27 protein-coding genes and 2 pseudogenes are annotated in these 26,967 nt (G+C 69.5%); 23 read left to right on the forward strand and 6 right to left on the reverse strand.

Annotated features, from left to right (window positions below):
* The 3 genes and pseudogenes from H490_RS23280 to H490_RS23290 form a co-directional block, all read left to right on the forward strand.
* A pseudogene (locus tag H490_RS23280) lies at nucleotides 1-239 on the forward strand (MFS transporter); the annotation flags it as partial.
* Nucleotides 240-419: 180 nt separating this feature from the next.
* A complete protein-coding gene (locus H490_RS23285; RefSeq protein ID WP_017883867.1) occupies nucleotides 420-689 on the forward strand; it encodes a YHS domain-containing protein in 270 nt (89 codons plus the stop codon).
* 105 nt (nucleotides 690-794) lie between these two features.
* Complete coding sequence (locus H490_RS23290) at nucleotides 795-2,984, forward strand: heavy metal translocating P-type ATPase (protein ID WP_076623916.1); 2,190 nt, start codon at nucleotides 795-797, stop codon at nucleotides 2,982-2,984.
* A gap of 342 nt (nucleotides 2,985-3,326) precedes the next feature.
* On the opposite strand, the gene H490_RS31090 is transcribed toward H490_RS23290, so the two are convergent.
* On the reverse strand, nucleotides 3,327-3,770 hold the full coding sequence (locus tag H490_RS31090) for a hypothetical protein (RefSeq protein WP_017883869.1): 444 nt from the start codon (nucleotides 3,768-3,770) through the stop codon (nucleotides 3,327-3,329).
* Nucleotides 3,771-4,104: 334 nt separating this feature from the next.
* Between H490_RS31090 and H490_RS23295 the strand changes: the two genes are divergently transcribed.
* The 20 genes from H490_RS23295 (at nucleotide 4,105) to H490_RS23385 (ending at nucleotide 22,946) form a co-directional block, all read left to right on the forward strand.
* Entirely contained in the window at nucleotides 4,105-4,887 is a 783-nt protein-coding gene (locus H490_RS23295) for a DNA cytosine methyltransferase (protein ID WP_017883870.1), read from the forward strand.
* 379 nt (nucleotides 4,888-5,266) lie between these two features.
* Nucleotides 5,267-6,214, forward strand: a complete 948-nt coding sequence (locus H490_RS23300) for a helix-turn-helix domain-containing protein (RefSeq protein ID WP_051066184.1) — start codon at nucleotides 5,267-5,269, stop codon at nucleotides 6,212-6,214.
* 232 nt (nucleotides 6,215-6,446) lie between these two features.
* A complete protein-coding gene (locus H490_RS23305) occupies nucleotides 6,447-7,553 on the forward strand; it encodes an ArdC-like ssDNA-binding domain-containing protein (RefSeq protein ID WP_017883872.1) in 1,107 nt (368 codons plus the stop codon).
* Entirely contained in the window at nucleotides 7,553-8,458 is a 906-nt protein-coding gene (locus H490_RS23310) for a bifunctional DNA primase/polymerase (protein ID WP_029746569.1), read from the forward strand. The genes H490_RS23305 and H490_RS23310 overlap by 1 nt, the downstream gene beginning before the upstream one ends.
* Complete coding sequence (locus tag H490_RS0115895; protein WP_017883874.1) at nucleotides 8,455-9,321, forward strand: DUF2637 domain-containing protein; 867 nt, start codon at nucleotides 8,455-8,457, stop codon at nucleotides 9,319-9,321. Before H490_RS23310 ends, H490_RS0115895 begins: the two co-directional genes overlap by 4 nt.
* The gene (locus tag H490_RS23315; protein ID WP_081611638.1) at nucleotides 9,294-9,770 is read left to right on the forward strand and encodes a hypothetical protein; all 477 of its coding nucleotides are present in this window, start codon (nucleotides 9,294-9,296) and stop codon (nucleotides 9,768-9,770) included. The genes H490_RS0115895 and H490_RS23315 overlap by 28 nt, the downstream gene beginning before the upstream one ends.
* Before the next feature lie 93 nt (nucleotides 9,771-9,863).
* Complete coding sequence (locus H490_RS23320; RefSeq protein WP_017883876.1) at nucleotides 9,864-10,742, forward strand: hypothetical protein; 879 nt, start codon at nucleotides 9,864-9,866, stop codon at nucleotides 10,740-10,742.
* Nucleotides 10,729-11,832: a ParB N-terminal domain-containing protein gene (locus H490_RS23325; RefSeq protein WP_017883877.1), complete on the forward strand. Its 1,104-nt coding sequence runs from the start codon at nucleotides 10,729-10,731 to the stop codon at nucleotides 11,830-11,832. Before H490_RS23320 ends, H490_RS23325 begins: the two co-directional genes overlap by 14 nt.
* Nucleotides 11,833-11,919: 87 nt before the next feature.
* On the forward strand, nucleotides 11,920-12,582 hold the full coding sequence (locus H490_RS23330) for a hypothetical protein (protein ID WP_017883878.1): 663 nt from the start codon (nucleotides 11,920-11,922) through the stop codon (nucleotides 12,580-12,582).
* A gap of 16 nt (nucleotides 12,583-12,598) precedes the next feature.
* The gene (locus tag H490_RS23335) at nucleotides 12,599-13,768 is read left to right on the forward strand and encodes a M23 family metallopeptidase (RefSeq protein WP_017883879.1); all 1,170 of its coding nucleotides are present in this window, start codon (nucleotides 12,599-12,601) and stop codon (nucleotides 13,766-13,768) included.
* Entirely contained in the window at nucleotides 13,765-14,031 is a 267-nt protein-coding gene (locus H490_RS23340) for a DUF6112 family protein (RefSeq protein WP_017883880.1), read from the forward strand. Before H490_RS23335 ends, H490_RS23340 begins: the two co-directional genes overlap by 4 nt.
* A gap of 83 nt (nucleotides 14,032-14,114) precedes the next feature.
* The gene (locus H490_RS23345; RefSeq protein ID WP_017883881.1) at nucleotides 14,115-14,387 is read left to right on the forward strand and encodes a DUF6112 family protein; all 273 of its coding nucleotides are present in this window, start codon (nucleotides 14,115-14,117) and stop codon (nucleotides 14,385-14,387) included.
* Nucleotides 14,388-14,404: 17 nt separating this feature from the next.
* Nucleotides 14,405-15,727, forward strand: a complete 1,323-nt coding sequence (locus H490_RS23350) for a hypothetical protein (RefSeq protein WP_017883882.1) — start codon at nucleotides 14,405-14,407, stop codon at nucleotides 15,725-15,727.
* Between the two features lie 3 nt (nucleotides 15,728-15,730).
* Nucleotides 15,731-17,194, forward strand: coding sequence for an SCO6880 family protein (locus H490_RS23355; RefSeq protein ID WP_017883883.1), 1,464 nt, complete (start codon nucleotides 15,731-15,733; stop codon nucleotides 17,192-17,194).
* 61 nt (nucleotides 17,195-17,255) lie between these two features.
* Complete coding sequence (locus H490_RS23360) at nucleotides 17,256-18,107, forward strand: hypothetical protein (protein WP_017883884.1); 852 nt, start codon at nucleotides 17,256-17,258, stop codon at nucleotides 18,105-18,107.
* On the forward strand, nucleotides 18,104-19,588 hold the full coding sequence (locus tag H490_RS23365) for an ATP-binding protein (protein ID WP_031289979.1): 1,485 nt from the start codon (nucleotides 18,104-18,106) through the stop codon (nucleotides 19,586-19,588). The genes H490_RS23360 and H490_RS23365 overlap by 4 nt, the downstream gene beginning before the upstream one ends.
* A 235-nt stretch (nucleotides 19,589-19,823) precedes the next feature.
* Complete coding sequence (cmtR, locus tag H490_RS23370) at nucleotides 19,824-20,183, forward strand: Cd(II)/Pb(II)-sensing metalloregulatory transcriptional regulator CmtR (RefSeq protein WP_017883886.1); 360 nt, start codon at nucleotides 19,824-19,826, stop codon at nucleotides 20,181-20,183.
* Complete coding sequence (locus tag H490_RS23375; RefSeq protein WP_193743400.1) at nucleotides 20,180-22,090, forward strand: heavy metal translocating P-type ATPase; 1,911 nt, start codon at nucleotides 20,180-20,182, stop codon at nucleotides 22,088-22,090. The genes cmtR and H490_RS23375 overlap by 4 nt, the downstream gene beginning before the upstream one ends.
* Nucleotides 22,087-22,641: a signal peptidase II gene (gene lspA, locus H490_RS23380; RefSeq protein ID WP_010157045.1), complete on the forward strand. Its 555-nt coding sequence runs from the start codon at nucleotides 22,087-22,089 to the stop codon at nucleotides 22,639-22,641. Before H490_RS23375 ends, lspA begins: the two co-directional genes overlap by 4 nt.
* The gene (locus H490_RS23385; RefSeq protein WP_010157044.1) at nucleotides 22,638-22,946 is read left to right on the forward strand and encodes a hypothetical protein; all 309 of its coding nucleotides are present in this window, start codon (nucleotides 22,638-22,640) and stop codon (nucleotides 22,944-22,946) included. Before lspA ends, H490_RS23385 begins: the two co-directional genes overlap by 4 nt.
* 146 nt (nucleotides 22,947-23,092) lie before the next feature.
* Here H490_RS23385 and H490_RS23390 read toward each other — a convergent pair whose 3' ends face one another.
* The 5 genes and pseudogenes from H490_RS23390 to trxB form a co-directional block, all read right to left on the reverse strand.
* Complete coding sequence (locus H490_RS23390; RefSeq protein WP_010157043.1) at nucleotides 23,093-23,497, reverse strand: arsenate reductase ArsC; 405 nt, start codon at nucleotides 23,495-23,497, stop codon at nucleotides 23,093-23,095.
* A gap of 16 nt (nucleotides 23,498-23,513) precedes the next feature.
* Nucleotides 23,514-24,518: a metalloregulator ArsR/SmtB family transcription factor gene (locus H490_RS23395; protein ID WP_017883888.1), complete on the reverse strand. Its 1,005-nt coding sequence runs from the start codon at nucleotides 24,516-24,518 to the stop codon at nucleotides 23,514-23,516.
* Nucleotides 24,515-25,603: an ACR3 family arsenite efflux transporter gene (arsB, locus tag H490_RS23400; RefSeq protein WP_010157040.1), complete on the reverse strand. Its 1,089-nt coding sequence runs from the start codon at nucleotides 25,601-25,603 to the stop codon at nucleotides 24,515-24,517. The genes H490_RS23395 and arsB overlap by 4 nt, the downstream gene beginning before the upstream one ends.
* A complete protein-coding gene (gene trxA / locus H490_RS23405; RefSeq protein ID WP_010157039.1) occupies nucleotides 25,600-25,926 on the reverse strand; it encodes a thioredoxin in 327 nt (108 codons plus the stop codon). The genes arsB and trxA overlap by 4 nt, the downstream gene beginning before the upstream one ends.
* Nucleotides 25,923-26,884 (reverse strand): annotated as a pseudogene (gene trxB, locus H490_RS23410) (thioredoxin-disulfide reductase). The gene trxA and the pseudogene trxB overlap by 4 nt, the downstream one beginning before the upstream one ends.
* Nucleotides 26,885-26,967: the final 83 nt, after the last annotated feature.

Below are 26,967 nucleotides of genomic sequence, written 5' to 3' on the forward strand. Positions count from 1 at the left end.
CGGACAGCATCGACGGCGCCCTCGCCGCCGCTGCGGAACTGCCCGGCGCGCTGGGCGAACAGCTGATCGCCGCCGCACAGGCGGCCTTCTCCGGCGGCCTGAACATGGCGGCGATCGTCTCCGCGGTCATCGCCGCGGTGGCCGCGATCATCGCCGCTACCCGCCTGCGTCACATCCGCCCCACCGGGCAAGCGCAGCGCCTCGCTGAGGAATTTCACACCAGCCAGGAATACCCCTAAGGGGTATTGTGTTGGAGGAGCCATGTCCTAGCGAAAGCCCGAGAAGATTGTCACGAGAATGCGGGAGCGAGTCACCATAATGAGTGGCAGATACATGCAACTACAAGCCGCCGGGCGCTCACTTGCGATCTGATCCGTATCCGATCGAACCGTAATCAACCAAAGGAAGAGATCTACCTGATGACTGCATACGAGAACCTCAACCTCACCGACACCTCCGCCACGGGTGGCAGCTGCTGCGACCATACGCCCAGTGCGGAGACCATCGCCCAGACGCCGGCCGATGCGATGACCGAGTGCCAGGTCATGGCCGGCACCCCGGTCGTGAAGGCCGACGCTGAGGCCGCCGGACTCTACCGCGACCACAACGGGCAGCGGTACTGGTTCTGCTGCGCGGCCTGCGGGCCCCTGTTCGACGCCGACCCCGACCGCTACGCCTACGCCGCCTGACGGCATCTGGTTCCGCGCTCCCGACGTGCGAACGTGCACGGGAGCGCGGAACCTTCGCCCCGGTCTCGCCTCTGGGCTGGGGTGACGAACGAAGGAGACGAGACCATGAGCAACGATCCCTCGACACGATCGCACGCGCATCCTGAGCACGTGGACGTTCAGCACGCGCACCACGACGAGCCGAACACCCACTCCGGTCACCACTCGCACGACCACCACCAGAGTCACGGCGAGCCTTCCAGCCATCACCACGACGCCCACGCGCACCACGAGGGACACGGCGGACATGATCATGGGCATGCCGGACACGGGGATCACGTCGGGCAATTCCGGCGCTTGTTCTGGATCATGCTCGTGCTCGCCGTGCCGGTGGTGGCCTGCAACGACATGTTCGCCCACCTCGTCGGCTATCAGCTGCCCGAGGCCGCGTGGGTGCCGTGGGTGTCGCCGATCCTGGGCACGGTCGTCTACCTCTGGGGCGGCAGGCCGTTCCTCTCGGGCGGGCTGAGCGAGATCCGCTCCCGCAAGCCGGGCATGATGCTGCTCATCGCACTGGCGATCACCGTCGCATTCCTCGCCTCCTGGGGTGCGAGCCTCGGCATGCTGCACCACGAGCTGAACTTCTGGTGGGAGCTGGCGCTGCTGGTTGTCATCATGCTGCTGGGGCACTGGATCGAGATGCGCTCGCTCGCGCAGACCACCTCCGCCCTCGACTCGCTCGCCGCGCTGCTGCCCGACGAGGCCGAGAAAATCGACGGCAACGACGTAGCAAAGGTCGCTCCTGCTGATCTGGCCGTCGGCGACGTGGTGATCGTGCGCCCGGGTTCCTCGGTACCCGCTGATGGCAGGATCGTCGACGGGGCGGCCTCGATGGACGAGTCGATGGTCACCGGCGAGTCGAAGACGGTGCGCCGGGAGACCGGCGATCAGGTGGTCGCCGGCACCGTCGCCACCGACTCCGGCCTGCGCGTCGAGGTCACCGCCACCGGCGACGACACCGCCCTCGCCGGTATCCAGAAGCTCGTCGCAGACGCTCAGGCGTCCTCGTCCCGGGCGCAGCGGATCGCCGACACCGCGGCGGCGTGGCTGTTCTGGTTCGCCCTGGGCGCGGCGGCAATCACCGCCACTATCTGGTCGCTCGTCGGGCTGCCCGACGCCGCCGTGGTGCGCACGATCACCGTGCTGGTCATCGCCTGCCCGCACGCGCTCGGCCTGGCGATCCCGCTGGTGGTGTCCATCGCGACCGAACGCGCCGCCCGCGGCGGAGTGCTCGTCAAGGATCGCCTCGCGCTGGAGTCTATGCGCACCGTGGATGCGATTCTGTTCGACAAGACCGGCACCCTCACCAAGGGCGAGCCGACGGTGACCGCCATCGATCCCGCCGACACCCGGACCGAGGCCGAGGTGCTGGCCCTGGCCGCCGCCGCGGAGGCCGACAGCGAGCACCCGCTCGCCCGCGCGATCGTCGGCGCCGCGCGCGCCAGGGAGCTCGACGTGCCCGTGGCCTCGGACTTCTCATCCTCCCCGGCGGTCGGCGTCAAGGCGACCGTCGATGGAATCGTCATCGAGGTCGGCGGACCGTACCTGCTCGACCAGCACGGGGCGGACGAACTCCCCGTCGCCGACACCTGGCGCGAAGAGGGCGCGATCATCCTGCACGTGATCGCCGACGGCAAGGTCATCGGCGCCCTGCGGCTGGCCGACGAGATCAGACCCGAGTCGCGCGAGGCCGTCGACGCGCTGCACGCCGCCGGGGTCCAGGTCGTGATGATCACCGGCGACGCGCGGGCCGTCGCCGAGACGGTCGCGCGGGATCTCGGCATCGACCGCGTGTTCGCCGGGGTGCGCCCCGAGGACAAGGCCGCCAAGGTCGCCGAGCTGCAGCACGAAGGTCGCCGGGTCGCCATGGTCGGCGACGGCGTGAACGACGCTCCCGCACTCGCCCAGGCCGACGTCGGCATCGCGATCGGGGCGGGCACCGACGTGGCGATCGGCTCGGCGGGTGTGATCCTGGCCTCCTCCGATCCCCGGTCGGTGCTGTCCGTCATCGAGCTCTCCCGCGCGGCGTACCGGAAGATGAAGCAGAACCTGTGGTGGGCGGCCGGCTACAACCTCGTCTCCGTGCCGCTGGCCGCGGGCGTCCTCGCGCCGATCGGCTTCGTACTGCCGATGAGCATCGGGGCGATCCTCATGTCCGTCTCCACCGTCGTCGTCGCCCTCAACGCGCAGTTACTCCGCAGGCTCGACCTCACCCCAGAGGCCAGCACCGCCCGGATCCTGGATCGCTCAGCTTGAGAGCCCGTGAAACTTCCCCATCATGCCTATGCGGTGGCTAGCTACTCTGCAATTTGCACGACTCCTAGCTCGGGCTGCGAAAAGTGCTAACGAAAGTGCTAAGCAGCCTGTAGGTCGGGGTATCGCGGTGGAGTTATCCACAGGTTAGATGCCGTAGATCGTTGATTTCATACAGTAGAATGCTCGCCCGAGATTCGCGGCGCGAGGGGGTCGAGGTCAGTTCAAGTCCCCTCGCGCTAGCGACTGAACCATCGCCTCAAACGGCTCCGCTCTCCCCACAAGCAGGTGCAATCGGGTTGCGTGAGGTTGCACTGTGCAACCTCACGCAACCCCGGTGCCGGGTCAGAAGAGCGTCCGGCAGTCGCGCCTGCTCGGCGAGGAGTGCCGCCGCGTAGGTGCTGGCAGCCGTCGGGCTGGTGGCTGCAGTTCCTGGGGTTGCAGACGTTCGGCGAGCACGCGTTTCACGTCGCTCCATAGATCAGGCCGATCATGCCGGGCGTCGCGTTCGCATTCCTGGCGCAGGTCGTGGAGGAAGCGGGCGCGTCGGTCTGGGGTGGAGAGCTGGGCTTCGTAGAAGCCGTCGAGGTTGTAGTGCGCGATGAACCCGAAGCAGCCGTGAGTGGAAAACCCGCCGTACAGGGATCGGGTGAAGCGCTCACGCGGGAAGTCAGCAGCGATGAACCGCAGCAGCGAGTTCACGAACCGGGCCTTGCGCTCCGGCGTGCCCGACTCCCACCCCGACGCCTCGAACTGGGCTGGCTGGTACCTCGGTGCTCCCGTGCTCATGGCGCGCGTCCCTTCCTCCGTGGAGTCTCGGTCAGGAAGAAGGTGCGCGTAGACAGCTACGGCGCAACGAGCAGATCGGCGCGAGCAGCGTGTGACTTCTGAGGCGAGTGATGCACGCGTCAAACCGCAGATGCAAGACGCGTGGAAGGTCAGGAACGAGACGTACGACGAGCTGATCGCCTGCGCCTCGGCGAGGTCAGGCTGGCGTGCGTCGGCGACGGAACTTGCGAGTGAGAGTTCCGAGCGTTCGAGGTGGGCGCGGGGTGCACCTTAGAGGTGACCATCCGGCAGCACTGGGCGTGCGGGCCGGGAGCACCGATCACCGGGAGCCCCGATGCGAGAAGACCCCGCCCCAAGCGCCGCGCTTCTCCGCGTCGGGTCGTTGTTCTCCGGCTACGGCGGTCTCGACCTCGCCGTCGAACATGCCCTCCACGCGCAGACGGTCTGGTTCTCCGAGATCAGTCCCGTGCAGCGCGTCTTCGCGCACCACTGGCCGGACGCGCCGAACCTCGGCGACATCACCACGATCAACTGGGCGGACGTGCCGCCGGTGGATATCCTCTGCGGCGGGTTCCCCTGTCAGGATGTCTCGACTGTCGGGAAGATGGCCGGCCTCACACCTGGCACCCGCTCCGGGCTCTGGTCGCACATGGCCGACGCGATCGACCGGTTGCGCCCCGAGTACGTCGTGATCGAGAACGTGCGCGGTCTGCTCTCCGCATCCGCCGTTCGTGCAACCCCCGAAGGAGTCTCCGATGCAACCCCTGACCCCGCAACCCTTCGCGATCTGGAACCCGGCCTCTGGGGTGTGGGAGACGAGCCAGCTCGACCTCTCCGGGCGCTCGGCGCCGTACTCGGAGACCTGGCCGACCTCCGGTACGACGCGCGCTGGATCGGCCTACCCGCTTCCCTCATCGGCGCACCGCATCCCCGGTTCCGCGTCTTCGTTCTCGCGCATCGCGCCGATTCTCTTTCGCACGCCGCTCGCCTCGGACGCTTCCCGCGGCGGGGAGAGCGGGAACAATCGCGCTCTCTCATCAGGTCATCGACCTCGCCTTGCACGGGCCGAATGGCTCGACCGAATGTCGGAACGAGTCGGAGAGTCTGTGGTCGCTGATAGATGGCATCTTCACCGCTGGGGACGATACGCCGACGCCATAGCCCGATGGGAGTACATCACAGGGAGTGCGGCTCCGAGCCCGGCACTCCTTCATGAGTCCGGCGGACCGAGACCGGCCCCGGCGTTCCTCGAATGGCTGATGGGACTTGAACGGGGCTGGGTTACGGGCCCGGCTTACGTACTGACCGCGAACCAACAGATAACCGCGCTCGGCAACGGCGTGCTCCCGCTCCAAGCGGCCGCGGCTCTCGAAGCCCTCCTGCGACAATGGGAGTAATTCGACGGAAGGAAGCCAGGTGTCCCGCTCAAGTCCTCTGACGCGCTCATGGGGAGCCCGCTCTCTGATCTGGCCGGGCTCACCATGAGCGCGTCAGCGATGAGTAGCGGGAACGATCGGCTTTCGCTGGCGAATCAGGACCTGGTGGCTACTGGTGGCTACCAGCCACTGCTCGCCCGCACCCGCACCTTTCACCGACCAGTCGGCCCCGAGACCTATGACTGCGTAAAGCTCGCCACCGTGCGCGACGGATCGGCAATCGTTTACAGCGAGTTTGGGGAGAAGCACGCGAAGGTCGGTGACGTGCTGCTGCTCGGCGCGAACGTGCTCTGCGGCGCGCAACCCGAGGGCCACGTCACCGTCACGGTGATCTATCTCGATCTCGATTTCATCCTGGATCAGTTCTTCTGGCAGTACATCGATATCGTCAAGGATCGCTTCGCGTCGCAGAGTGTCGCGGACACGATCTACACCGAGCCCGCACAGTTGATGGGGCTTGGTGAGGATCGGATCGGGATGCTGATGCCGTGGCTTGATGAGTTGGTCGCGCTCAGCGTCGACGGGCAGTACCGGGAACGATTCCACCGGATGCAGGCGCTCTGGCACGCGGTGATCGACCAGGTGTCCCCGTTCATCCACGTCTCGCCGACTCGCACTCTTCCGGCTCAGCGGGCGCGCACGCGCCCGTCGGTCCCGCGTGGGCGGCGGTTCGCACCGCTGCGGGCCGAGGCCCGTGCTGTGCGAGAGCTCCTGGCCTCTGATGTGCGCCGTGCATGGTTGCTCTCGGAACTATCAGGAGCGGTACACCTTTCCGAAAAGCAACTCGTCCGAGTGTTCACGAACGCTTACGGGAAGACGCCGCTGGCATATCTCACGATGCTCCGTGTTGAGGAGATGGCGCGGCTCCTTCGTGAGTCTGGAGTGTCGATTGCCGAGGCCGGCAACCTGGTTGGGTGGGTGAGTCGGAATCGTGCTGCGACGGCTTTTCGGGAATGCACTGGTCTCACTCCGGGCCGGTACCGGGCGATGCAAGAAAAATCGTTGTGACCAGCATTTAGACATTCTCTGCGCAGGGAATGGACGCAGTTCGCCCGACCGCGGGAACGAATCTCTCATGGGCTGCTATCGGTAGTCCTACGTCAGGTGCCGTTGGGTCCTGACGGCCAACCTACCTCTTACTGTTCGCTGACCGTCTCGACCCGCCGCCGGCATCCCCGGCGTACCTCGCTTGCACGGGCACCCCGTTCTCGGGCCGCCCCGATGACGAGAGGAGGCGGTCATGGCTGCGAGGAGAACCCCCGAAGAGGCGCGCGCCGCGCGGGAGGCGAAGCTCGACGAGGTGCGCGAGCAGCTGAACGCGCAGGTCGAGAAGCTGGTCACCGGTGAAGACTGGAAGCAGGCGCTGACGTTTGCGGCGAAGTTCCGGTCCCGCAGCGTGAACAACTCGTGGCTGATCTTCGCCCAGCATCAGGCCGCCTGGGAAGCCGGCCGGGTGCCCGAGCCGATGCCGACGTACGTGGCCGGGTTCCGGCAGTGGGAGCAGCTCGGCCGCCAGGTTCAGAAGGGGCAGAAGGGGTACGCGATTCTCGCGCCGGTGACCGGGAAGTTCGCGTCGAAGACTCCTGCTGGTCCGATGTCGTGGCGCAAGCTCGCCCCGAAAGAGCAGCCGAAGCCGGGCGAGGTCGTCAGGTCGCGGATGATCGGCGCGAAAGTCGCCTACGTCTTCGACATCTCTCAAACCAGCGGCCCGGATGTGCCGCTCCCGCCTTCGCCGCAGCTTCTCGAAGGCGAGGCCCCGGCGGGGCTTCGTGATGGGCTGATCCGGCAGGTTGCCGAGGCTGGGTTCCAGTTCTTGCCGGTGCCGCACGAGGGCATGATCCACGGCGCGAACGGCAGCACGAACTTCGACACTCGGCAGGTGGCGGTGCGGACGAATATGGACGATGCCGCCCAGGTGAAGACCCTCGTGCACGAGCTCGCGCACGTGAAGATGCACGGCCCCGACCAGGAGGAAGCCCGCCAGCATCGCGGGATCGGCGAAGTCGAAGCCGAGTCCGTCGCGCTCATGGTCGGGGCCGCGCACGGGATGGACACGACCGCCTTCACGATCCCGTATGTGTCGGGGTGGGCGATGGCCGCCGACGGGAAGAACCCGATCCAGGTGGTGCAGGCGACCGCGGAGCGGGTGCGGAAGGTCGCCGTCGAGATCCTGGATCGGCTCGACACCGAACAGCTTGGCGACGGCACCCCGCCGGGCCTCACCCGCGAGGGTCCCGAAGTCTCGGCGGCGAAGCAGGTCGAGCGTAAGCCGTCGGCCCGCTCGTCCGCGCGGAAGCCAGCTGCGGCACGGTCGGCGCGTTCCTCGTCGCTGGTGCGGGGGCTGTGATGGACGTCGAACAGCTCCTCGCGCCGGTCGCCCGCATGAGTCTCGCGGACGCCGCCCGCCACTATGTTTCGCTGGGGGTGCCGGTGTTTCCTTGTGTGCCGGGTGAGAAGCGGCCGCTCGTCGCGCATGGTTTCAAGGATGCCAGCACCGATCCCGCGCAGGTTGAGGCGTGGTGGCGGCGGTGGCCGGATGCGAACATCGGCATCCCGACCGGCCCCATCTCGGGGATCGAGGTTGTCGATGTCGATGTGAAGGGCGACCCGCCGCGCGGTCCCGCCTCTTGGCAGCAGGCCACCGAGGCGGGCCTGCTCGATGGGTGGGCGGTGCAGGTCGTCACCCCGTCGGGCGGGTTGCACGCCTATTATCCGGCAGCCGCCATCGAGCAGCGGTCGTGGGCGTCGGGGGCGGCGCAGCTCGATTTCCGAGGCACCGCTGGTTACATCGTCGCCCCGCCGTCGAGAACGATCATCGACGGCGAGACGGTCGCGTATCAGCTCCTCGACCTCGCCACTGGCGACGTGCATCCCGTCGACGCGGGCGCGCTGCGGGAGTTTCTGGACCCGAGGCCCGTGCGGTCGTCGTGGGAGGCGCGCCCGTTCCGCGGCACTGTGGAGGAGCGGGCGAAGCGGATCGCGGCATGGCTGGAAGGGCAAGGCGAAGGCGAACGGAACCAGGGCCTGTTCTGGGCGTCGTGCCGCCTCGCGGAGAACGGCGCCACATTGGCGGAAGCGTTTCAGGCGCTCGGGCCGGTTGCGGAAGGGATTGGCTTGCCGCCGCGGGAGATCGAGCGCACGATCCGCTCCGCCTACCGCACTCCGAACACCACCCCGGCAGCACCCGCACCTGCCACGGCGCGCCCGGTTGCGCAGCGTGCCCCAGTTGATCGAGGGCGGGTGCTCGCATGAACATGAGGAGGGAGCGCCGGGGTGGCTGGCTCGCCGTGGTGACGGCGGTGGCGGGGACGGTGTTGATCGCGTGCGGGGCGTTCTGGCTTTCCTTCATTGCGCTGGCCGATCTCGCCCGCCGCTCCGGGATCGAGGAGGGGCAGGCGTGGGCGTGGCCGCTGATCGTGGACGGCGTCATCGTCGTTGCGACCGTCGCCGTCGTCGCGCTCGCCGGCACCCGCACCGCCTGGTACCCCTGGATGCTGCTCATCGCTGGAGCTGGGTTGTCGGTGACGGCGAACTCGATCCACGCGATCGTCGCCGCCGATGCGGATGTGCCTGCGGTGCTCGCGGCGTCGGTTGCGGCAGTGCCACCGCTGGTGCTGCTCGCGATCACGCACCTCACCGTGATCCTCACCCGCCACCAACCCAAACCGGCCCCTGAGACGGCTGCTGAGGAAGCCGCGGAACTGCACGTCGAGGCCGCGGAGCGGCCGGGCGGGCCGGTGCCGGTGGCGTCGCTGGAACCGGCGCTCCGAGCGCCGGTGCTCGCTGCGGTGCTGGCGCCCGATGCGGAGCCCGGCGCCGAAGCGGGTGATCCGCCGATGCCAGAGCAGGGGCGGGATGGGTGGTCGCGGCGTGAGGTGGCGGAGGTGCTGCGGGCGGGCGGCTGGTCGAACAAGAAGATCGCCCGCTACCTCGACGTGCACCCCTCGACCGTCGGCCGCTGGCTCCCGCAACCCAGCCCCACGCCGGAAGCCGAGCCCGGCACCGAACAGCCAGTCATCGCTATGCCAACGACCGATGCAGCAGCCGCGACGGCTGCAGATGACCCCAGAGACGAGGAGGACCCGTCATGTACCACGAACACGGCCCCGAAGTAGCGGAGGCGGCGCGGTCGCGTCTGCATCCCGCGCTCGCTGCGGCGATGAACGCCGAACGAACCTCGCCGGGCGGGCCTGAGCAGGTGGAGGCGGAGCGGTCGATGCTCGCCGTACACCGCGACCCCTCCCTGACCGGGAGCGACCGCGCCGAGCGCGACACGGTAGAAGCCGAGCCGGATGCTGAGGCGAAGCGGCGGACGCAGATTCGGTGGGTGCGGCCGACCGAGCTGGCGATGCAGGGCGGCGCCCGCGCGACCGGGAGAGGCCTCGATCTGCGGGCCGAGCTCACCCAGCGCCTCCGCGACGCCCGCGCCGACCGCAAGCAGGACCGCGCCGAACAGCGTGCGGTCCGGGGTGAGCGGGCATCGCGATTGCCCGATCTGTCGATCCGGGGCCGCAGGCACCAGGCACGACCAGAGCCGGCACGTTCGGGGATGGGGCTGAGGTGACCCGTCATGCACGACTCAAGCTCCCGGTTCGCGCAGGACCTTCCCGGCCCCAGGCACACACGGCGCACCTGCCATGCAGGAGGTGCCGTCATCATGAACCAGACCCGCACGAAGAGAACCCCTGCCGCACGCCCTGAACGGGACGCGCGGTGGGGGTTCGAGCATTCCGAAGGGCTCCGCGCCCTGCTGATCCGCCTGCACGAGGAGGGCCGGTGGGCGTGGCGGAACGACCCCGAAGTCGCAGCGCTCATGCGGCACGCGGCCGACAAGTACGCGGCGCTCGCGCGCCGGCACGGCCTCGACCCGTGGGAGGCCGCAGCGGCGGCGTTCGATGCGATGCGCACCGGCGCCGTCCGCCGTGCCGATGACCCCTGGGCCGTCATCACCCGCGCAGTGAAAGTGACCTGCATCGCCGAGGAACGCGCGAACGGGCTGCTGTGCTCCGTGCACCAGGCGAGGCGGCCGAAGTTCTCCGCCCACCACGACGCGGAGCGCTTCAGTGACCGGGAGAACCCGCTGACCGACTATCACCACAGCCTCACGACCCCCGCCCCCGACCTCACTGAGGAGCCCGAGCACGACGAGACCCCCGCCCGGGTGGGGCAGGCCGTCGAAGACGCGGTCGCGCTGTTCCATCTGCTCGGCTGGCCGGTCGAGGCTGCACGGGGCGGGATCGAGTACATCATCACCCGGCTCGCAGAATCAGCGTCGCGGGCTTCCGCGTTCGAGTCGCTGCGCCGCGACTACCACGCCCGCGCCCTCCTCGACATCCCCGCCGCCTCGTGGCTTGCGATGCTCCGGGTGGTGCTGGGGACGCCGGACCCGAACCAGGCGCACACCAGCGCCGCACGCGGCATCCTGCACCGCCTGGTCACCGGCGAACCCCTCCGCGCGCTCCTCGCCGACGACCGGGTGCTGTCGGAGGTGGTGCTGTCCACCCCAGACGGAGGTGGCTGCCATGGCTGCCAGTAGCCCGGGGCATATCGAGCTGGAACGCTCCCTCGACTCCATCACCGTCGGGAAGCGCCACCGCACCGACCTCGGCGACATTCCGGCGCTCGCCGAGTCCATCCGTGCAGAGGGCCTGTTGCAGCCGATCACCGTCACCCCGGACGGGGTGCTCGTCTGCGGGCGCCGCCGCCTCGAAGCGCTGCGCCTGCTCGGGCAGCGCTCCACGAACGTGTGGGTGCGGTCGAACCTCTCCGGCCGCCTCTCCCAGCTCCTCGCGGAACAGAACGACAACTCGCTGCACAAACCCCTCTCCCTGATCGAAGCCGAATCCCTCTACCGGGAGCTGAAGGTCGTGCTCGCCGAAGACGCCGCCCGCCGGCAGGCCGCAACACGGTTCGGAGCCGACGGCGAGAATCCGCAGGATTCTGCGGAAGTCCACGGTGCCGTCGAATCGACGGCACCGCGCTCCGCCGGGGAAGCCCGGGTGCAGGCCGCCCGCATGGTCACCGGGCACGGATCGCAGACGATGCTCGAACAAATCGGCAGATTGAAGGATCTCGCAAACGACGACACCCGACCCGAGCACATCCGCGCCCAGGCCGTCGAGGAGCTGGCGCGGATCGAGGCCGGCGGGAAAGTGCACGGCGCGCACCTGCGCATGAACACCGCCCTCTCCCTGCACGAGCTCGACCGGATCGCCGTCAACCCCGCCCAGCCGGACCCCGTGCGCATGCAGGCCGCCGCCTCTGCCGAGCAAGTGCGTGCCGCAGCCGCCAGGGAGGCACGGACGGCGGAGCTCGCGCAGCTCGCCGCTGCGGCGATCGCCCGCATCACCTCCACGGGTCGCAAGAAGGGCAAGAAGCCGGTACGGCCGGTGGAGCGTCCGAAGCTGACGCTCGTGGTGCTGCCGCCGCGCGCGTTCGTCGCGCTCTGGGCCGACATGGACGGCTGGACCCAGAAATACGACCCGGGCACCCTCGCCGCGGAACTGACCGGGGCGGAGTGGGAGCGCGCCGAAGCCGTGCTCGCCGAGACCATCGCGTTCTTCGCCCTCATCCGCGCCGCCCGCGAAAACGCTGCGGCGGGCAGCACGGAGGTGCAGGCCGTCTAAACCTGCCTGCCGGCGGCTACGAGCCGCCGGCTGTGCGTGTGCACCTTCCGGGTACCGAACTCGCCCGTTCGCCGGAAGGAAGCCCGTATGCGTCAGACCACCGAGCCGGAGCAGGCGTCGCGGCGCCTGCGCATCGCCCTCATCGGCGGCGGCATCGTCCTCGCCCTGCTCGTCGGCGCCGGCATCTATGGCCTGCTGCGCGGCCCCGCCCCCGAATCATCACCCGGCCCCCGCGTCTCGGCGTCCGAGACGCCTGGTGCTGACCGGGATCTCTCGCCGCGCGAGCTCTCGGCCGTCTCAGACGCGGAACGGTTTGCGCGGGACGTAGCCGAGGGGCTGTTCGCGTGGGATACCGGCCTCGGCTACAGCCCGCACGAGTACATGCAGGCGATCATCGATGTCGCGGACCCGGACGAAGCACCAGGCCTCGCCGCAGACCTCCGCGCCTACCTCCCAGACGATGCCGCCTGGGCCGAACTGCGGAACTACTCGACCCGGCAATGGCTCACCATCGACACGATCACCTTTCCCGAGAGCTGGGCGGGCATCGCCGCCGACGCCCGCCCCGGCACGCTCCTGCCGGGTGCGACCGCGTACACAGTCACCGGCACCCGGCACCGGACCGGCGTCTGGGAAGGGCAGGGCGTTACCGATGCGCGCCCGGTGTCGTTCACGATCTTCGCCGCCTGCCCGGACGACGAGGACTGCCGGCTGCTGCGGCTCTCCGCTCTCGACACCCCGCTCCGATAGCGAGGACGGCTCGGTGATGGTGAAGAAGCTGCTCGTCCTGTTCTTGGTGCTGTTCTGCGTCGGACCGTCGACCGCGCTGGTCGGCATGGGAGCGTTCATGGGCCCGTTAGGGTTCTGCCTCACGGATTCCCTGACGGTCGGCCCGATCCCGGACAAGCTCGCCGCGACCACTGCCGATGGCACCTCGGTTACGCTCGAGAAGCGGCAGCTCACCCACGCGGCGACGATCATCACCACCGGGGCGAGCATCCCCGGCGTCGGCCAGGCGGGTGTGCGCATCGCGCTCATGGCGGCGCTCACCGAGTCCCGGCTGCGGATGCTCGCCAACACCGGCGCCTACCCCGAATCCGGGAACTACCCGAACGACGGCGACGCCTCCGATCACGACAGCCTGGGGTTGTTCCAGATGCGGCCGGCCGCGGGCTGGGGTACGGTCGCTGAGCTTATGAACCCGACCTATCAGGCGAAGGCGTTCTACGGTGGTGAGCAGGGCCCGAACTTCCCCTCGCCGCGGGGCCTGCTCGACATTCCCGGCTGGCAGCAGATGGACCCAGGCTCCGCCGCGCAAGCCGTCGAAGTGTCGGCGTTCCCGGATCGGTACCGGAACTGGCAGCCCGTCGCCGAAGCGATCCTCACCGCCCTCACCAAGCCCGCCCCCAGCGGCGGCGGGAACCGTGGCGGGGCGGTGCCGGAGACCAGCCGCGTCGTGTTCCCGCTTCCCGAGGGCTCGTACACGAACACGGATAGCTTCGGCTGGCGCACCGACCCCTTCACCGGCGAGCGGCAGTTTCACTCCGGCTCCGACCTCGCCGCCGCCGACGGCACCCCGATCTACGCGGTCGCCGACGGCCGCGTGACCGTCGCGGAGTTCAGCTCCGGATGGGGCGGCCTCATCGTCATCGAACACACCGTCCAAGGCGCCCGGGTCGCGTCCTATTACGCGCACATGTGGCAGGACGGCATCTACGTCACCAGCGGGGAGACCGTCGCGGCCGGGCAGCACATCGGCGATGTCGGCTCCTCCGGCCGCTCCACCGGCCCGCACCTGCACGTCGAGATCCGGCCCGGCGGGCAGGGCCAGCCCCCGGTGAACGCAGTCGAGTGGCTGGCGCAGCACGGCGCAGTCCCGAGTGACGGCACGACGGGCGCGCCCGGGTGTCGCGCGAACCTTGGAGGTGCCCGGTGAACGTGTTTCCCGACTTCGGCGCCGTCGGCGCATCCGGGGAGTTCGCGTCGGTGATCGGCGCGCTCCTCACCTACGTCCTCATCGGCGCCGTGCTCACCCTCCTCGTCTCCGCAACCATCTGGGCCATCGCCGCCCACACCGGCAACCCCTACACGGCGCAGAAAGCCCGCATCGGCGTGTTCGTCGCCCTCGGCACCGCAGCCCTCGCCGGCGCCGGCATCGCCTGGGCGAACTTTCTCCTCACCATCGGCGACCGCATCTAAGGGTTCGGCCACCGGGCCTGCTGAGTGCACCTGCTTGTCGGACGGATCGCGTCCGCTTCACCGACCGGCAGGAGTGCCCAACCATGATCGATATCGACCCGAACAGCAACGGGCTTCCGGGGATCGCGCAACTGCGCGACATCGTCGGCGCGGTGATGACCGTCGGCCTCATCCTCAGCGTGCTGGCGCTCATCGTGTCCGCGATCGTCTGGGGCTTCGGCGCGAATAGCAGCAACCCGCACCTCGCGTCGAGGGGAAAGACGGGCGTGCTCGTGTCGTGCGGTGCGGCGGTGCTCGCTGGTGCGGCCGTCACGCTCATCAACTTCTTCTGGACCGTCGGCCAGGCCGTCAACTAGCCGGGTGGTGGTTCAGGGTGAGTATCTGCGACATCCCCGGCGTCTCCACCGTCTGCACCGCGATCGGCGAGGGCCCCGCCGGCCTCTTCTTCGGGTGGATCGCCTCCGCGATGGGGCTCGCCGTGTCCACCCTGTTCCAGGGCATGTGGGACGTGTTCTCCACCACCACCTCGGTCGACGTCACCAGCGACGGATACGTGAAGGTCTACAACATCCTGTTCGGCATCGCCGTGTTCGTGACGCTCCTGTTCTTCTGCTTCCAGCTCATCACCGGCCTCGCCCGCCGCGACCCGTCCGCACTCACCCGCGCCGCGCTCGGGGTCGCGAAATCGGTGCTCGGCTCGTTCGTGCTCATCACCTGCACCGCCCTGCTGCTCGAAATCACCGATCAGCTCTGCGTCGGCATCATCCAGGCCACCGGGCAGACGATCGAGAGCATGGACGACCGGCTCGCGCTCCTCATCACCGCGGTCACCATCACCTCGGTTGCTGGGGGTGCGGGGGCGCTGCTGACGATCTTTCTCGCGGGCCTCATGATCGCCGCGATCTTCATCCTCTGGTTCAGCCTCCTCATCCGGAAGGCCTTGCTGCTGGTCGCGATCGTGTTCGGCCCGGTCGCGCTCGCCGGCCTCACCTGGGAAGCGTCCCGCGGCTGGTTCGGGAAGTGGGCGACGTTCGTGGTCGCGCTGATCGCGTCGAAGCTCGTGATCGTGGTGATCTTCCTCATCGCCACCACCCAGGTCGCCGCACCCATCAGCCTCGACCTGAAATCCCTGTCCGAACCCATCGCCGGGATCGTGCTGCTGTTCGTCGCCGCGTTCGCCCCGTATCTGGCGTACAAGTTCCTGAGCTTCGTGGGCTTCGACATGTATCAGGCGTCCTCGATGGAGCAGGAGGCGAAGAACGCCCTCAACCGGCCCGTCCCGCTCCCGTCGAAGCCGAACGGCCCCGCCCCGAAGCAAGTGCTCAACGGCGCAGACACCGGCAAGGGCGCCGGAACGCCGAAGCCCACACCCACCCCAGCACCAGCGGCGGCGCCTGCCGCGGCCGGCACCGCAGCCCCGGCTGCCACCGGAGGCACGGCCGCACCGGCCGCCCCGGCTGCGGCTGCTGCGCCGCCGGTCGCGGCGGCCGTCGCCGCAGGAGTCGTCGTGAAAGAGACCGCGACCGCGGGCCCGAAGATCGGCGAGGCCATCGGTGACGCAGCGGACGGGCACGCGGGTAGTGCGTCCGAGCCGGCGGCTCCGCCGCCTGGGCCGCCGGTGCAGCAGCCGCCCGCGGTGCTCCCGCCGCCCTCGCCGCCAAGGACCGATCCGCCCGCCCCGACCGGGAAGCAGTAACCCATGAGCGCGAACACCTCCGAAGCGTCGCTCGAGCTGCGTCCGGTGCAGTTCTCTCGCCTCACCAAGCGCGGCCTGCTCCTCGGCCTCTCCCTGCCACAGCTTCTCGTCCTCGCGACCGCGCTCGGCATCATCGTCACCGGCCTCTACACGGGCGGCGGACAGGGCCTTGCCTGGTCGTCGCCGGCGTGGGCATCCCTGGTGGTGATCGCGTGGGTGCCCGTCGGCGGGCGGAAGCTGATCGAGTGGGCGCCGATCGTCACCCGCTGGCTCCTCCGCACCCGCGCGAAGCAAACCCAGTATCGGCGCAGGGTGGTGAAGCCGCGCCCGGCGGGCACGCTCGCGCTCCCCGGCGACCTCGCCGCGCTCCGGGAATGGGTGGACCCCGAGACGGGGGCGGCGATGATCCACGACCCGCACGCCCAGACCCTCACCGTCGTGTGCGGGGTGGCGCATCCCGCGTTCGTGCTTCTCGACCCCGGCGAGCAGCAGCGCCGTGTCACCGGCTGGGGTCGCGTCCTTGCGGCCGCGTGCCGGTCCGGGAGGATCGCCCGCATCCAGGTGCAAGAGCGCACCCTGCCCGATTCCGGGTCGGGGCTGACCGAGTGGTGGCGCGAACACGGCCACGACGACGGCTCCTGGGCGGCGAACACCTACCGGGAGCTCATCGAACGGGCGGGCCCCGCCGGGGAACGCCACGCCACCACCGTGTCGCTCTCCCTTGACATGCGAGCCGCTACCCGGCAGATCCGTTCCGCGGGCGGCGGCATGAAGGGAGCGGCGGTGGTGCTCGGGCAGGAGATGCAGTCGTTCCAGACCGCGCTGCGCTCCGCCGAGCTGCAGATGACGGGATGGCTCACCCCGGGTGATGTCGCCCTGATCCTCCGCACCGCCTATGACCCCGCCGCCGGCCCCGCCTTGGAACGTCACGGCGCGCTCGGCCGGGAGCTCGCGACCGCGGGCCCGGTTGCGGTGAACGAGGCCTGGGACCGGCTGCGCTCCGACAGCGCGCACCACGCGGTGCTGTGGATCAGCGAATGGCCGAGGGCGCAGACCTTCCCCGGGTTCCTCGCCCCGCTCGTGCTGACCGGCGGGGTGCTGCGCTCCTTGTCGCTGCACTATCTGCCGGTGCGGGCGGATCAGGCCGCCAGGGATTTGCGGCGGAAGAAGACCGAGATGGTCGCCGACGCCGCCCAGCGCCGGAAGATCGGCCAGGTCGAAGACACCCAGGCCACCGCCGAATACGGCGACGTGCTGCAACAAGAATCTGAGCTGACCGCGGGGCACGGGGTGCTCCGCGTCGTCGGCCTCGTCTCCGTCTCCGCACCCACCAATGGGGAACTGGATGCCGCGGTATCGCAGATCGAGCAGGCCGCGATCCAGGCGTCCTGCGAAACCCGCCGCCTGGTCGGCCAGCAGGCGCAGGCCTTCACCGCGGCCGCGCTCCCGCTCTGCCGCCCCATCTGAACCAGCGGCGAACCTTCGCGCACCTGGCATACGAATCATCTTCACGATTGGAGCATCGGACATGCTGACCTTCACCGATCCCGTCGCTGACGCGGAGGAAGCCTATGAGGCGATGCGGGCGCTCGCGCACGCCAGCCGCACCTTCGAGCAGCCGGAGGACATGTACGGGGTGCTCGGCGATCTCCTCGGCAGCGTCCGATCCCTCGAACAAGTCCTCACCCAGATCGCCACCGCCCACGAGAGCTCGCGCGACCGCGCCGCCGACGACGCCGGAGACCGCGCCACGGGCGTCCGCGATGCACTCACGACCGCCGGGGAGCTGCGGCAGGCGGCGGCGCTCATCGGTGAGGCGGAACGACGCCTCGATGCGGCATCCGCGGCGGCGGGCCGGATCGCCTGGCACCCCGCCGCAGAAATGCCGGAAGTCGGGCATCTGATCAACGTGGTCTTCCTGCAAGGCGGCGAAGCCGACCGGCTCCTCGACCTCATCGACCAGGGCGGCGCCGATGCCGTGATCCAGGAACTCGCGGGCTACGACTACGGTGACGAGACCGTGGATGCCGCGCTCGAGAACGGGTACGTCTACGACACGCCGCCGCAAGGCCTCCTCGACTGCACTGCCCAGTTGGACGCCTACACGCTGGTCTACAACCAGGATCACCGGCACCTCGCCCTCTACCGGCACATGGACGTCCTCCCGTCCCCGGTGCTGCTCGGCCTCGAAGACCCCCGCCACGCCGCCACCACTACCGAATCGCCGTCGTCTGCGATCGCCGCCCCGTCTGGGGTGCGGGCGGGGCCGATCCTCGCGCGCGAGGCCGCGCGGGAGCAGTCGCGGCGAGACCGCCTCGGCACCCCGGCCATCCGCCGCGAGCAGCCCGGCAGGCAGACGGGGCGGGGGCTCGGCCGATGAGCGACGACACCGATCCGGGACGTCTGCATACCTCGGTGCTCGTCGGGCCCGAAGGAGAGCTCCGCCGGCACCGGAAAGCCCGCGCCCAGGCCGCCGCCCGCATCCACGCCGAAGCCCGCGCCGAAACTGTGGCGAAGTTGCGGGCGGAGGCGGCAGCAGCACGCGAAGCCCGCCGTGCCACTCGCTACCTGCCTCGTGCCGGAGAGGAGGGACCGGCGGCGTTGTGCACGCCGGGCCGGTTCCGGCTCCCGCGCCACCAGGACACCTCGGCCACGCTGTCGGGGCATTACCCGTTCCTCGCCGAAGGCGGGCTCGGCTCCGCCGGCACCTTCATCGGACAAGACCTCTACTCCGGCGGATCTTTCGTGTACGACCCGTGGGAGCTGTACCGGCAAGGCGTCATCACCGCCCCGAACCTGATCCTCGCCGGGATCGTCGGAAGCGGGAAGTCGTCGCTTGCGAAAGCGCTCTACACGAGGGCGCTCCCGTTCGGGCGGCGCGTCTACGTTCCCGGCGACCCGAAAGGCGAGCACACCCCCGTCGCCCGCGCCGTCGGGGGCCGCGCGATCGTCCTCGGCCCCTCGCTCCCGACCCGTTTGAACCCGCTCGATGAGGGATACCGGGCCGCGGGCATCCCGGACGCCGACTGGGCTACACAGGTCGCAGCCCGCCGCCGGGATCTCATCGGCGCCCTCGCGGAGACCGTGCTCGACCGGCGGCTCTCTCCGGTCGAGCACACCGCGATCGATATCGCTCTCGCAGACGCCGTCAGATCAGCGGAGGTGCCGATCCTACCGATGGTCGTCGACCGCATCCTCTCGCCCTCATCGGCGGACGATCCCGACGGCCGGCTCGCAGAAGACGGGCGGATGCTCGGGCACGCGCTCCGACGGCTGGTCGCCGGGGATCTCAGCGGCTTGTTCGATGGGCCGTCGACGGAGAAGTTCGACCCGACGCTGCCGATGCTCTCCCTCGACCTGTCCCGCGTCTCGGAGAACAGCGCCCTGCTCGCCGTGCTCATGACCTGCTCTGCGGCGTGGATGGAATCAGCGCTCCAAGACCCGTCCGGCGGTCAGCGCTTCGTCGTCTACGACGAAGCCTGGCGCCTCATGTCCTACCCAAGCTTGCTTGCCCGCATGGATGCGCAATGGCGGCTCGCCCGCCACTACGGCATCAGCAACCTGCTCATCTTCCACAAGCTCACCGACTTGGAGAACGTCGGCGACCAAGGCTCCAGAATGCGCGCCCTCGCATCGTCGCTGCTCGCGAACGCCGAAACGAGGATCGTGTACCGGCAAGAGAGCGATCAGCTCGGCGTCACCGCACAAACCCTCGGACTCACCGGAACCGAACGCTCACTTCTCCCTGGGCTCGGCATCGGGCAGGGCCTCTGGAAGATCAAAGACCGCAGCTTCGTCGTGCAAGCGCAGTTACACCCCGCCGAACTGGAACTCTTCGACACCCGCGCCCGAATGCTCTAAAAAACCTAGATGTTCCGGTGAATATTGACGGTTTTGGCGGGAACTTCCGCCCGTGCCGTCGTTTTGGTGTGGGTGCGGGTGGATGTTCGAGGAACTGCCTCCTCTGCGACTGTACCGCGCCCGCCGGTGCGGGTGTCGTGAGGGCTCCGCGGGGGCGGGAGTGCCGCTGCTGGGTCGCGGGTGCATGGTTCGCCATCATCGACAATAGTTCAGTGCTTGCTGTATAGTTCAGTGCATGCTGACTATTGCTTCGCGTCTCGACGTCATGAACCGGCTGGGCCGGGCCATGGCGGACCCGACGCGCTCCCGGATCCTGATGACCCTGCTGGACGGCCCGAGCTACCCGGCCGTGCTCTCGCGCGAGTTGGAGCTGACGCGCTCCAACGTGTCGAACCATCTGACCTGTCTTCGCGACTGCGGGATCGTAGTCGCCGAGCCCGAGGGTCGGCAGACGCGCTACGAGATCGCCGACCCGCACCTCGCGGCGGCGCTCACGGCGCTGGTGGACGTGACGCTGGCCGTGGACGAGCACGCGCCGTGCATGGACGCCGAGTGCACGGTGCCGGGCTGCTGTGGGACGGGAGCGGGCGCGTGAGCGCGGCGTGCGGCTGCGACGAGCCGGAGACCCGGGTCGGCGAGGAGGCCGAGGAGGAGCGGGAGCGTCCGTGGTGGCGTGACCGCGGGATCATGGTCCCGGTGCTCTCCGGCGTAGCGTTCGGTACGGGCCTGGTCCTGGAATGGACGGGTGCGGAGATCCCGGCGCTGGTGGCGTTCTGGATCGGCCTGCTGCTGGGTGCGTCGACGTTCACGCCCGGCGCGATCCGCAAGCTGTTCACGGGCAAGCTGGGCATCGGGCTGCTGATGACGATCAGCGCGGTCGGCGCGGTCATCCTCGGCTACGTCGAGGAGGCCGCGGCGCTGGCGTTCCTGTACTCCATCGCCGAAGCGCTGGAGGACAAGGCCATGGACCGCGCCCGCGGCGGGCTGCGGGCGCTGCTCAAGCTGGTCCCGGAGACCGCGACCATCCGGCAGGACGGCGCGCCCGTGGAGGTCGCCGCGAAGGATCTGGCCGTTGGTCAGCTGATGCTCGTGCGTCCGGGTGAGCGGATCGCGACCGACGGGATCGTCCGGACGGGCCGGTCGAGCCTGGACACCTCGGCGATCACCGGGGAGTCGATCCCGGTGGAGGTCGAGCCCGGCGACGCGGTGTCGGCCGGGGCGATCAACACCGCCGGTGCCCTGGAGGTCGAGACGACCGCAGCGGGCACCGACAACTCGCTGACCACGATCGTGGAGCTGGTGGAGCAGGCGCAGGCCGAGAAGGGCGACCGCGCCCGCCTGGCCGACCGCATCGCCCGCCCGCTCGTGCCCGGCGTGCTGATCCTCGCCGCCCTCGTCGCGGTCATCGGCTCGCTGCTGGGCGACCCGGAGCTGTGGATCACCCGCGCCCTCGTGGTGCTCGTCGCCGCGTCGCCGTGCGCGCTGGCGATCTCCGTCCCGCTGACCGTCGTCGCCGCGATCGGCTCAGCGAGCAGGTTCGGCGTGATCATCAAGTCCGGTGCCGTGTTCGAACGGTTCGGCGTGATCCGCCACGTCGCCGTCGACAAGACCGGCACCCTCACCCGCAACGAGCCCGCCGTCACCGCCATCCTCACCGCCGACGGCGTGACCGAGGCGCAGGCCCTGGCCTGGGCGGCATCCCTGGAGCAGCACAGCACCCACCCGCTGGCCGCCGCGATCACCGCCGCCTCGCCCGGAGCCCCCGCCGCCCTGGACGTGACCGAGCAGGCCGGGCACGGCATCGAGGGCACCCTCGACGGGGCCCGAGTCACCGTCGGCAGCCCTCGATGGCTGGACGCCGGGACGCTCAAGGACCAGGTGGCGGGCCTGGAGGAGCAGGGCATGACCGTCGTGATCGTGCACCGCGACGGCGTCCCGGTCGCCGCGATCGGGGTCCGCGACGAGCTGCGACCCGAAGTCCCCGAGGTGGTCCGCACCCTCGCCGCCCAGGGCGTCGGGATGACCATGCTCACCGGCGACAACGCCCGCACCGCCCGGGCGCTGGCCGCGCAGGCCGGGATCGAGGATGTGCGCGCCGAGCTGCGCCCGGAGGACAAGGCCGCCGCGATCGGCGAGCTGGGCAGGCACGGCTCGGTCGCGATGATCGGCGACGGCATCAACGACGCCCCCGCCCTCGCCGCCGCGGACATCGGCATCGCGATGGGCGCGACCGGCTCCGACGCCGCGATCGAGTCCGCCGACGTCGCCTTCACCGGCCACGACCTGCGGCTCCTCCCGCGGGCGTTCGACCACGCCCGTCGCGGACGGCGCATTATCAATCAGAACATCATCCTGTCGCTGCTGATCATCACCGCCCTGCTGCCGCTGGCCCTGTTCGGCGTGCTGGGGCTGGCCGCGGTGGTGCTGGTGCACGAGATCGCCGAGGTGATCGTGATCCTCAACGGGCTGCGCGCCGCGCGCACCAGGAAGTCGATCGCGTGACCGCGCAGGGCACCGTCGTCGCCGAGGGGACGAGCCCGCCCTCCCCGAAAGGTCGGAGGGCACTCGGCGTCGCCCTCGCGGTCGCCGTGCTCGCCGTGGCCCTCGATCAGGGGTCGAAGGCCCTCGCTGTGGCGCAGTTGACTTCTGGCGAGCGGGTTCCGCTGGTCGGCGACCTGTTCGGCCTGTCCCTGGTCTACAACCCCGGAGCCGCGTTCTCGCTCGGCTCCGGGTCCACCTGGATCTTCACCCTCGTCGGCCTCCTCGCCGCCATCGCGGTAGTTGTGTTCGCTGTGCGGCTGCGTGGCGCGCGGTGGGGTGCCGCGTTGGGCCTGGTCCTCGGCGGCGCGGTCGGCAACCTCGTCGACCGGCTCCTGAACCCGCCCTCCTTCGGACAGGGGCAGGTCACGGACTTCCTCGCCTACGGCGACCTGTTCGTCGGGAACGTCGCCGATGTTTTCGTCGTCGCCGGTGTCGGCCTGCTCTGCCTGATCCTTCTCCCGCCAGGCCCGGACCGGGCGTCGAACGACGCGCGATTCGAGGATGCCGCATGAAGGTCGAGCTGCTGCACATTGTCGGTTGCCCGAACACGGACGTGGCCGAAGCCAACGCGCGCGCAGCACTGGACGCTCTTGGATTCAGGGCCGTGCCTGTCGAGCTGGTCACGATCCGGACCGAGGCCGAGGCGGTAAGCACCCGGTTCGGAGGCTCGCCCACGATCCTCGTCGACGGCGTCGACCTGTTCCCGACAGCACCGGTCCGCTCGCTCGCGTGCCGCGTCTATGCGACGAGGAACGGGTTCGCCGGAGCGCCTACGCAGGAGCAGATCGAAGCAGCGCTGCGAGGCGCGTCCCGGTAGAGCAAGAACGGGCTGTAGCGCGATCGATGGCGCACGCCTCACGGCACATCGGTGTTCGCCGCAGGGACCAGGAAACCCGGAAACACAGCGGAGAGGCAGGGCCATTGGCCGCTGCCCCTCCCGTGCTCGCAGTCCCTCGCAGTCCCTCAGACGAGCAGTTCCGCCAGCAGCGTTTCGACGCGACCTTTGATCTCGTCCCGGATCGGGCGCACGGCATCGATGCCCTGTCCGGCCGGGTCGTCGAGCTTCCAGTCCTCGTAGCGCTTGCCGGGGAAGAACGGGCACGCGTCGCCGCAGCCCATGGTGATCACCACGTCGGAGTCCTGCACCGCTTCGGTGGTGAGCACTTTCGGCTGTTCGGCGGTGATGTCGATGCCGACTTCGCGCATCGCCTCGACGGCGACGGAGTTGATCTGGTCGGCGGGTATGGATCCGGCGGAGCGGACCTCGACGCGGTCGCCTGCGAGCTCGCGGAGCCAGCCGGCGGCCATCTGGGAGCGCCCGGCGTTGTGGACGCAGACGAAGAGGACGGAAGGCTTCTGGTCAGTCATTGTTGTTCGCTTTCGTTCAGTCGGTGAGCGTGGCGAGGAGCTCGCGGACGCGGCCCTCGATATCGTGGCGGATCGCGTCGACCCCGTCCGGGGAAGCGAGAGCCGGGTCGCCCACGGCCCAGTCCTCGTAGCGGACGCCGGGGATGATCGGGCAGACGTCGCCGCAGCCCATGGTGACCACCACGTCGGCCGCGCGCACGGCGTCGTCGGTGAGCGGCTTCGGGAACGCCGTCTCGGCTTCCTGCTCGCCCTCGATCTCCGTGAGCAGGGAGCGCACGTGCGGGTGCATGTCCGAGGCAGGGGCGGAGCCTGCTGAGCGGGCGATCACGGCACCGCCTGCGAGCTGGTTGACGATCGCGGCGGCGAGCTGGGAGCGGCCCGCGTTCTGCACGCACACAAACAGCACCTGCGGCACCCCGGCCGAGCGGTCCCTGGCCAGGTCGGCGAGGCGCTGCCGGGCGAACCGTTCGGTCAGCGGGATCATGTGCGCCGTCAGCTTCGCTGAACGCACCAGGCCGGCGTAGGACTCGCGCACGATCGCGATCACGAGGTCCCGGTTCAGCCCGGTGAGCTCGTCCGCGAGCTCTTCGGCGAGGCGGGTCACGCGGGCGTCCATCTGCTGCAGGGCCGCGGCCCGTGCTGCGGCGTCTTCGGGTTCGTCGGTGACGGCCGCGGCGGGAGCGAACGCGTCGAGGAGGGACGCGACGGCGCGCTGCTTGCCCGGCGCGATGCGGTACCAGACCCAGGTGCCGCGCCGCTCGGAGGCCAGCATCCCGGTCTCCTTGAGCACCTTCAGGTGGTGCGAGACCGTCGGCTGGGAGACCTCTGCCAGCTCGGCGAGGTCGCACACGCAGGACTCGCCGCGCGGGTCGGCCGCGATCGCGGAGAGCATCCGCAGCCGCAGCGGGTCCGCCAGCGCCTTCAGAGCACTGGCGACCGTGCTCGCCGCCTCCGCGCCGATTGCGTGGGTCGTCGACGGCGAGCATGCCTCGGCGTCGGGGATGGTGGCAGCGTCGGTCATGACGTCCTCGATTCAGCGGTATACGGATCCGTGCGGAACCAGGCTCTGGCGGCCCAGAGGGAGACGTAGACGAGGCCGACGAGCACAGGGACCTCGATGAGCGGACCCACGACGCCGGCCAGCGCCTGGCCGGAGGCGGCCCCGAAGGTCCCGATGGCGACGGCGATCGCGAGCTCGAAGTTGTTGCCCGCCGCGGTGAACGCCAGCGTCGTCGACCGCGCGTAGCCGAGGCCGATGCCCTTGCCGAGCAGCAGCCCCGCGAACCACATCAGGCCGAAGTAGACCAGCAGCGGCAGCGCGATGCGCGCCACGTCGAGAGGCTTCGCCAGCACCGCGTTGCCCTGCAGTGCGAACAGCAGCACGATCGTGAACAGCAGCCCGTAGAGCGCCCACGGCCCGATCCTCGGGAGGAACTTCTCTTCGTACCAGTCGCGCCCCTTGCGCTTCTCGCCGATGAAGCGGGACGCGAAGCCCGCGATGAGCGGGATCCCGAGGAACACGAGCACGTTCAGCGCGATCTGCCAGACCGAGATCTCCAGTCCCTGTGCGTCCAGGCCCAGCCAGCCCGGCAGCACAGTCAGGTAGAACCAGCCCAGCACCGAGAACATCACGACCTGGAAGACCGAGTTGATCGCGACGAGCACCGCGGTCGCCTCGCGGTCGCCGCAGGCGAGGTCGTTCCAGATCACGACCATAGCGATGCATCGGGCGAGGCCGACGATGATTAGCCCGGTCCGGTACTCGGGCAGGTCCGGCAGGAAGATCCACGCGAGCGCGAACATCACCGCGGGCCCGACGAGCCAGTTCAGCACGAGCGAGGAGACCAGGAGCTTCTTGTCACCCGTGACGGCTGCGACCTTGTCGTAGCGGACCTTCGCGAGCACGGGGTACATCATCACCAGCAGGCCCAGCCCGATCGGGACCGAGATCCCGCCGACCTCCATCGCAGACAGCGCGTCGGAGAGCGCCGGCACGAACCGGCCGAGCACGAGGCCGGCGACCATCGCGAGGCCGATCCAGAGCGGCAGCCACTTGTCGAGGGTGGAGAGCCGTTTCGGGGTGGTGCGGGTCAGGGCGTCGGTCATGCGAGCAGCTCCTCGAGCTTCGCGACGTAGACGGGTTTCGGGTGCGCGCCGATCAGCACGTCGACACGTTCCCCGTTCCGGTAGAAGCCGAGGGTCGGGATCGAGGTCACGCCGGCCGCGGTCACGGTCTCGGGGTTCTGGTCGGCGTCGATCTTCACGATCTTCACCCGGCCCTCGTACTCGCCGGCGAGCTGGTCCAGGATCGGGGCGATCGCCCTGCACGGGCCGCACCAGGTCGCCCAGATGTCGACCACGACGGGCAGCTCGGACTCGAGCACCTCGGCCTGGAAGGTGGCGTCGGTGACGGGGGTGACGGTGCTCATACGGAGACCTCCAGAACAGGCTCGGAAACGGTGGCGGGTGCGAGGTGCGACAGGTAGTGCTGGGCGTCCTGCGCGGCCGCGCAGCCGGTGCCCGCGGCGGTGATCGCCTGCCGATACGTGTGGTCGACGAGATCCCCGGCCGCGAACACCCCGGCCAGATTCGTCCGCGTCGACGGGTGCGCGACCCGCACGTACCCGTCCGCGTCGGTGTCGACCTGCCCAGTCACGAGCTCGGAGCGCGGGTCGTGCCCGATCGCGACGAACACCCCCGTCGCGTCGAGCCTCCGCTCGGCCCCGGTGATCGTGTCGCGCAGCGTGAGCCCGGTGACCTGCTCGTCGCCGAGGATCGCGGCGACCTCGCTGTTCCAGGCGACCTCGATCTTCGGATCGTCCAGCACGCGCTGTGCCATGATTCTCGACGCTCGGAACTCGTCCCGGCGGTGCACGACGGTGACTTTCGATGCGAACCGGGTGAGGAACAGCGCCTCCTCCATCGCGGAATCCCCGCCACCGATCACGGCGATCTCCTTGTCGCGGAAGAAGAACCCGTCGCAGGTCGCGCACCAGGACACTCCGTGCCCCGACAGGCGCTCTTCCTCGGGGAGGCCGAGCTTGCGGTACGCGGAACCCATCGTCAGGATCACCGCCCGCGCCCGGCACCCGTCTCGAGGGTCTTCACGTCGCCGTCGAGCTCGAGGCGAATCGCGTCGTCGTAGACGATCCGAGCGCCGAACCGCTCAGCCTGCGCCCGCATCGACTCCATCAGCTCCGGCCCCTGCACGCCATCGACGAAGCCGGGGAAGTTCTCCACCTCGGTCGTCGTCATCAGCGCACCGCCCGCGGTGACCGAGCCCGCGATCACGTTCGGCGCAAGACCCGCGCGGGCCGCGTAGACCGCCGCGGTGTATCCGGCGGGACCGGACCCGACGATGACCAGTTCGACTTCTTGATTCGACATACTTCTATATTGACATCTATCGAATCAGTTCGCGAGCCCATGCCGGCTTTGTCACCGGATGTTCACCTACCGTGCTCAGGCAG

Source organism: Leucobacter sp. UCD-THU (genome assembly GCF_000349545.1).
GTDB lineage: Bacteria > Actinomycetota > Actinomycetes > Actinomycetales > Microbacteriaceae > Leucobacter > Leucobacter muris.

Bases quoted from the DNA above. Each gene is read 5' to 3' on its own strand.
- H490_RS23355 (WP_017883883.1), top strand. From the start codon at position 15,731: ATGAGCGCGAACACCTCCGAAGCGTCGCTCGAGCTGCGTCCGGTGCAG.
- H490_RS23385 (WP_010157044.1), top strand. From the start codon at position 22,638: ATGAAGGTCGAGCTGCTGCACATTGTCGGTTGCCCGAACACGGACGTG.
- cmtR (WP_017883886.1), top strand. From the start codon at position 19,824: ATGCTGACTATTGCTTCGCGTCTCGACGTCATGAACCGGCTGGGCCGG.
- trxA (WP_010157039.1), bottom strand. From the start codon at position 25,926: ATGAGCACCGTCACCCCCGTCACCGACGCCACCTTCCAGGCCGAGGTG.
- H490_RS23390 (WP_010157043.1), bottom strand. From the start codon at position 23,497: ATGACTGACCAGAAGCCTTCCGTCCTCTTCGTCTGCGTCCACAACGCC.
- H490_RS0115895 (WP_017883874.1), top strand. From the start codon at position 8,455: ATGAACATGAGGAGGGAGCGCCGGGGTGGCTGGCTCGCCGTGGTGACG.
- H490_RS23320 (WP_017883876.1), top strand. From the start codon at position 9,864: ATGAACCAGACCCGCACGAAGAGAACCCCTGCCGCACGCCCTGAACGG.
- H490_RS23305 (WP_017883872.1), top strand. From the start codon at position 6,447: ATGGCTGCGAGGAGAACCCCCGAAGAGGCGCGCGCCGCGCGGGAGGCG.
- H490_RS23315 (WP_081611638.1), top strand. From the start codon at position 9,294: ATGTACCACGAACACGGCCCCGAAGTAGCGGAGGCGGCGCGGTCGCGT.
- arsB (WP_010157040.1), bottom strand. From the start codon at position 25,603: ATGACCGACGCCCTGACCCGCACCACCCCGAAACGGCTCTCCACCCTC.
- H490_RS23335 (WP_017883879.1), top strand. From the start codon at position 12,599: ATGGTGAAGAAGCTGCTCGTCCTGTTCTTGGTGCTGTTCTGCGTCGGA.
- H490_RS23330 (WP_017883878.1), top strand. From the start codon at position 11,920: ATGCGTCAGACCACCGAGCCGGAGCAGGCGTCGCGGCGCCTGCGCATC.
- H490_RS23310 (WP_029746569.1), top strand. From the start codon at position 7,553: ATGGACGTCGAACAGCTCCTCGCGCCGGTCGCCCGCATGAGTCTCGCG.
- H490_RS23295 (WP_017883870.1), top strand. From the start codon at position 4,105: ATGCGAGAAGACCCCGCCCCAAGCGCCGCGCTTCTCCGCGTCGGGTCG.
- H490_RS23395 (WP_017883888.1), bottom strand. From the start codon at position 24,518: ATGACCGACGCTGCCACCATCCCCGACGCCGAGGCATGCTCGCCGTCG.
- H490_RS31090 (WP_017883869.1), bottom strand. From the start codon at position 3,770: ATGAGCACGGGAGCACCGAGGTACCAGCCAGCCCAGTTCGAGGCGTCG.
- H490_RS23360 (WP_017883884.1), top strand. From the start codon at position 17,256: ATGCTGACCTTCACCGATCCCGTCGCTGACGCGGAGGAAGCCTATGAG.
- H490_RS23325 (WP_017883877.1), top strand. From the start codon at position 10,729: ATGGCTGCCAGTAGCCCGGGGCATATCGAGCTGGAACGCTCCCTCGAC.
- H490_RS23285 (WP_017883867.1), top strand. From the start codon at position 420: ATGACTGCATACGAGAACCTCAACCTCACCGACACCTCCGCCACGGGT.
- H490_RS23345 (WP_017883881.1), top strand. From the start codon at position 14,115: ATGATCGATATCGACCCGAACAGCAACGGGCTTCCGGGGATCGCGCAA.
- H490_RS23365 (WP_031289979.1), top strand. From the start codon at position 18,104: ATGAGCGACGACACCGATCCGGGACGTCTGCATACCTCGGTGCTCGTC.
- H490_RS23290 (WP_076623916.1), top strand. From the start codon at position 795: ATGAGCAACGATCCCTCGACACGATCGCACGCGCATCCTGAGCACGTG.
- H490_RS23300 (WP_051066184.1), top strand. From the start codon at position 5,267: ATGAGTAGCGGGAACGATCGGCTTTCGCTGGCGAATCAGGACCTGGTG.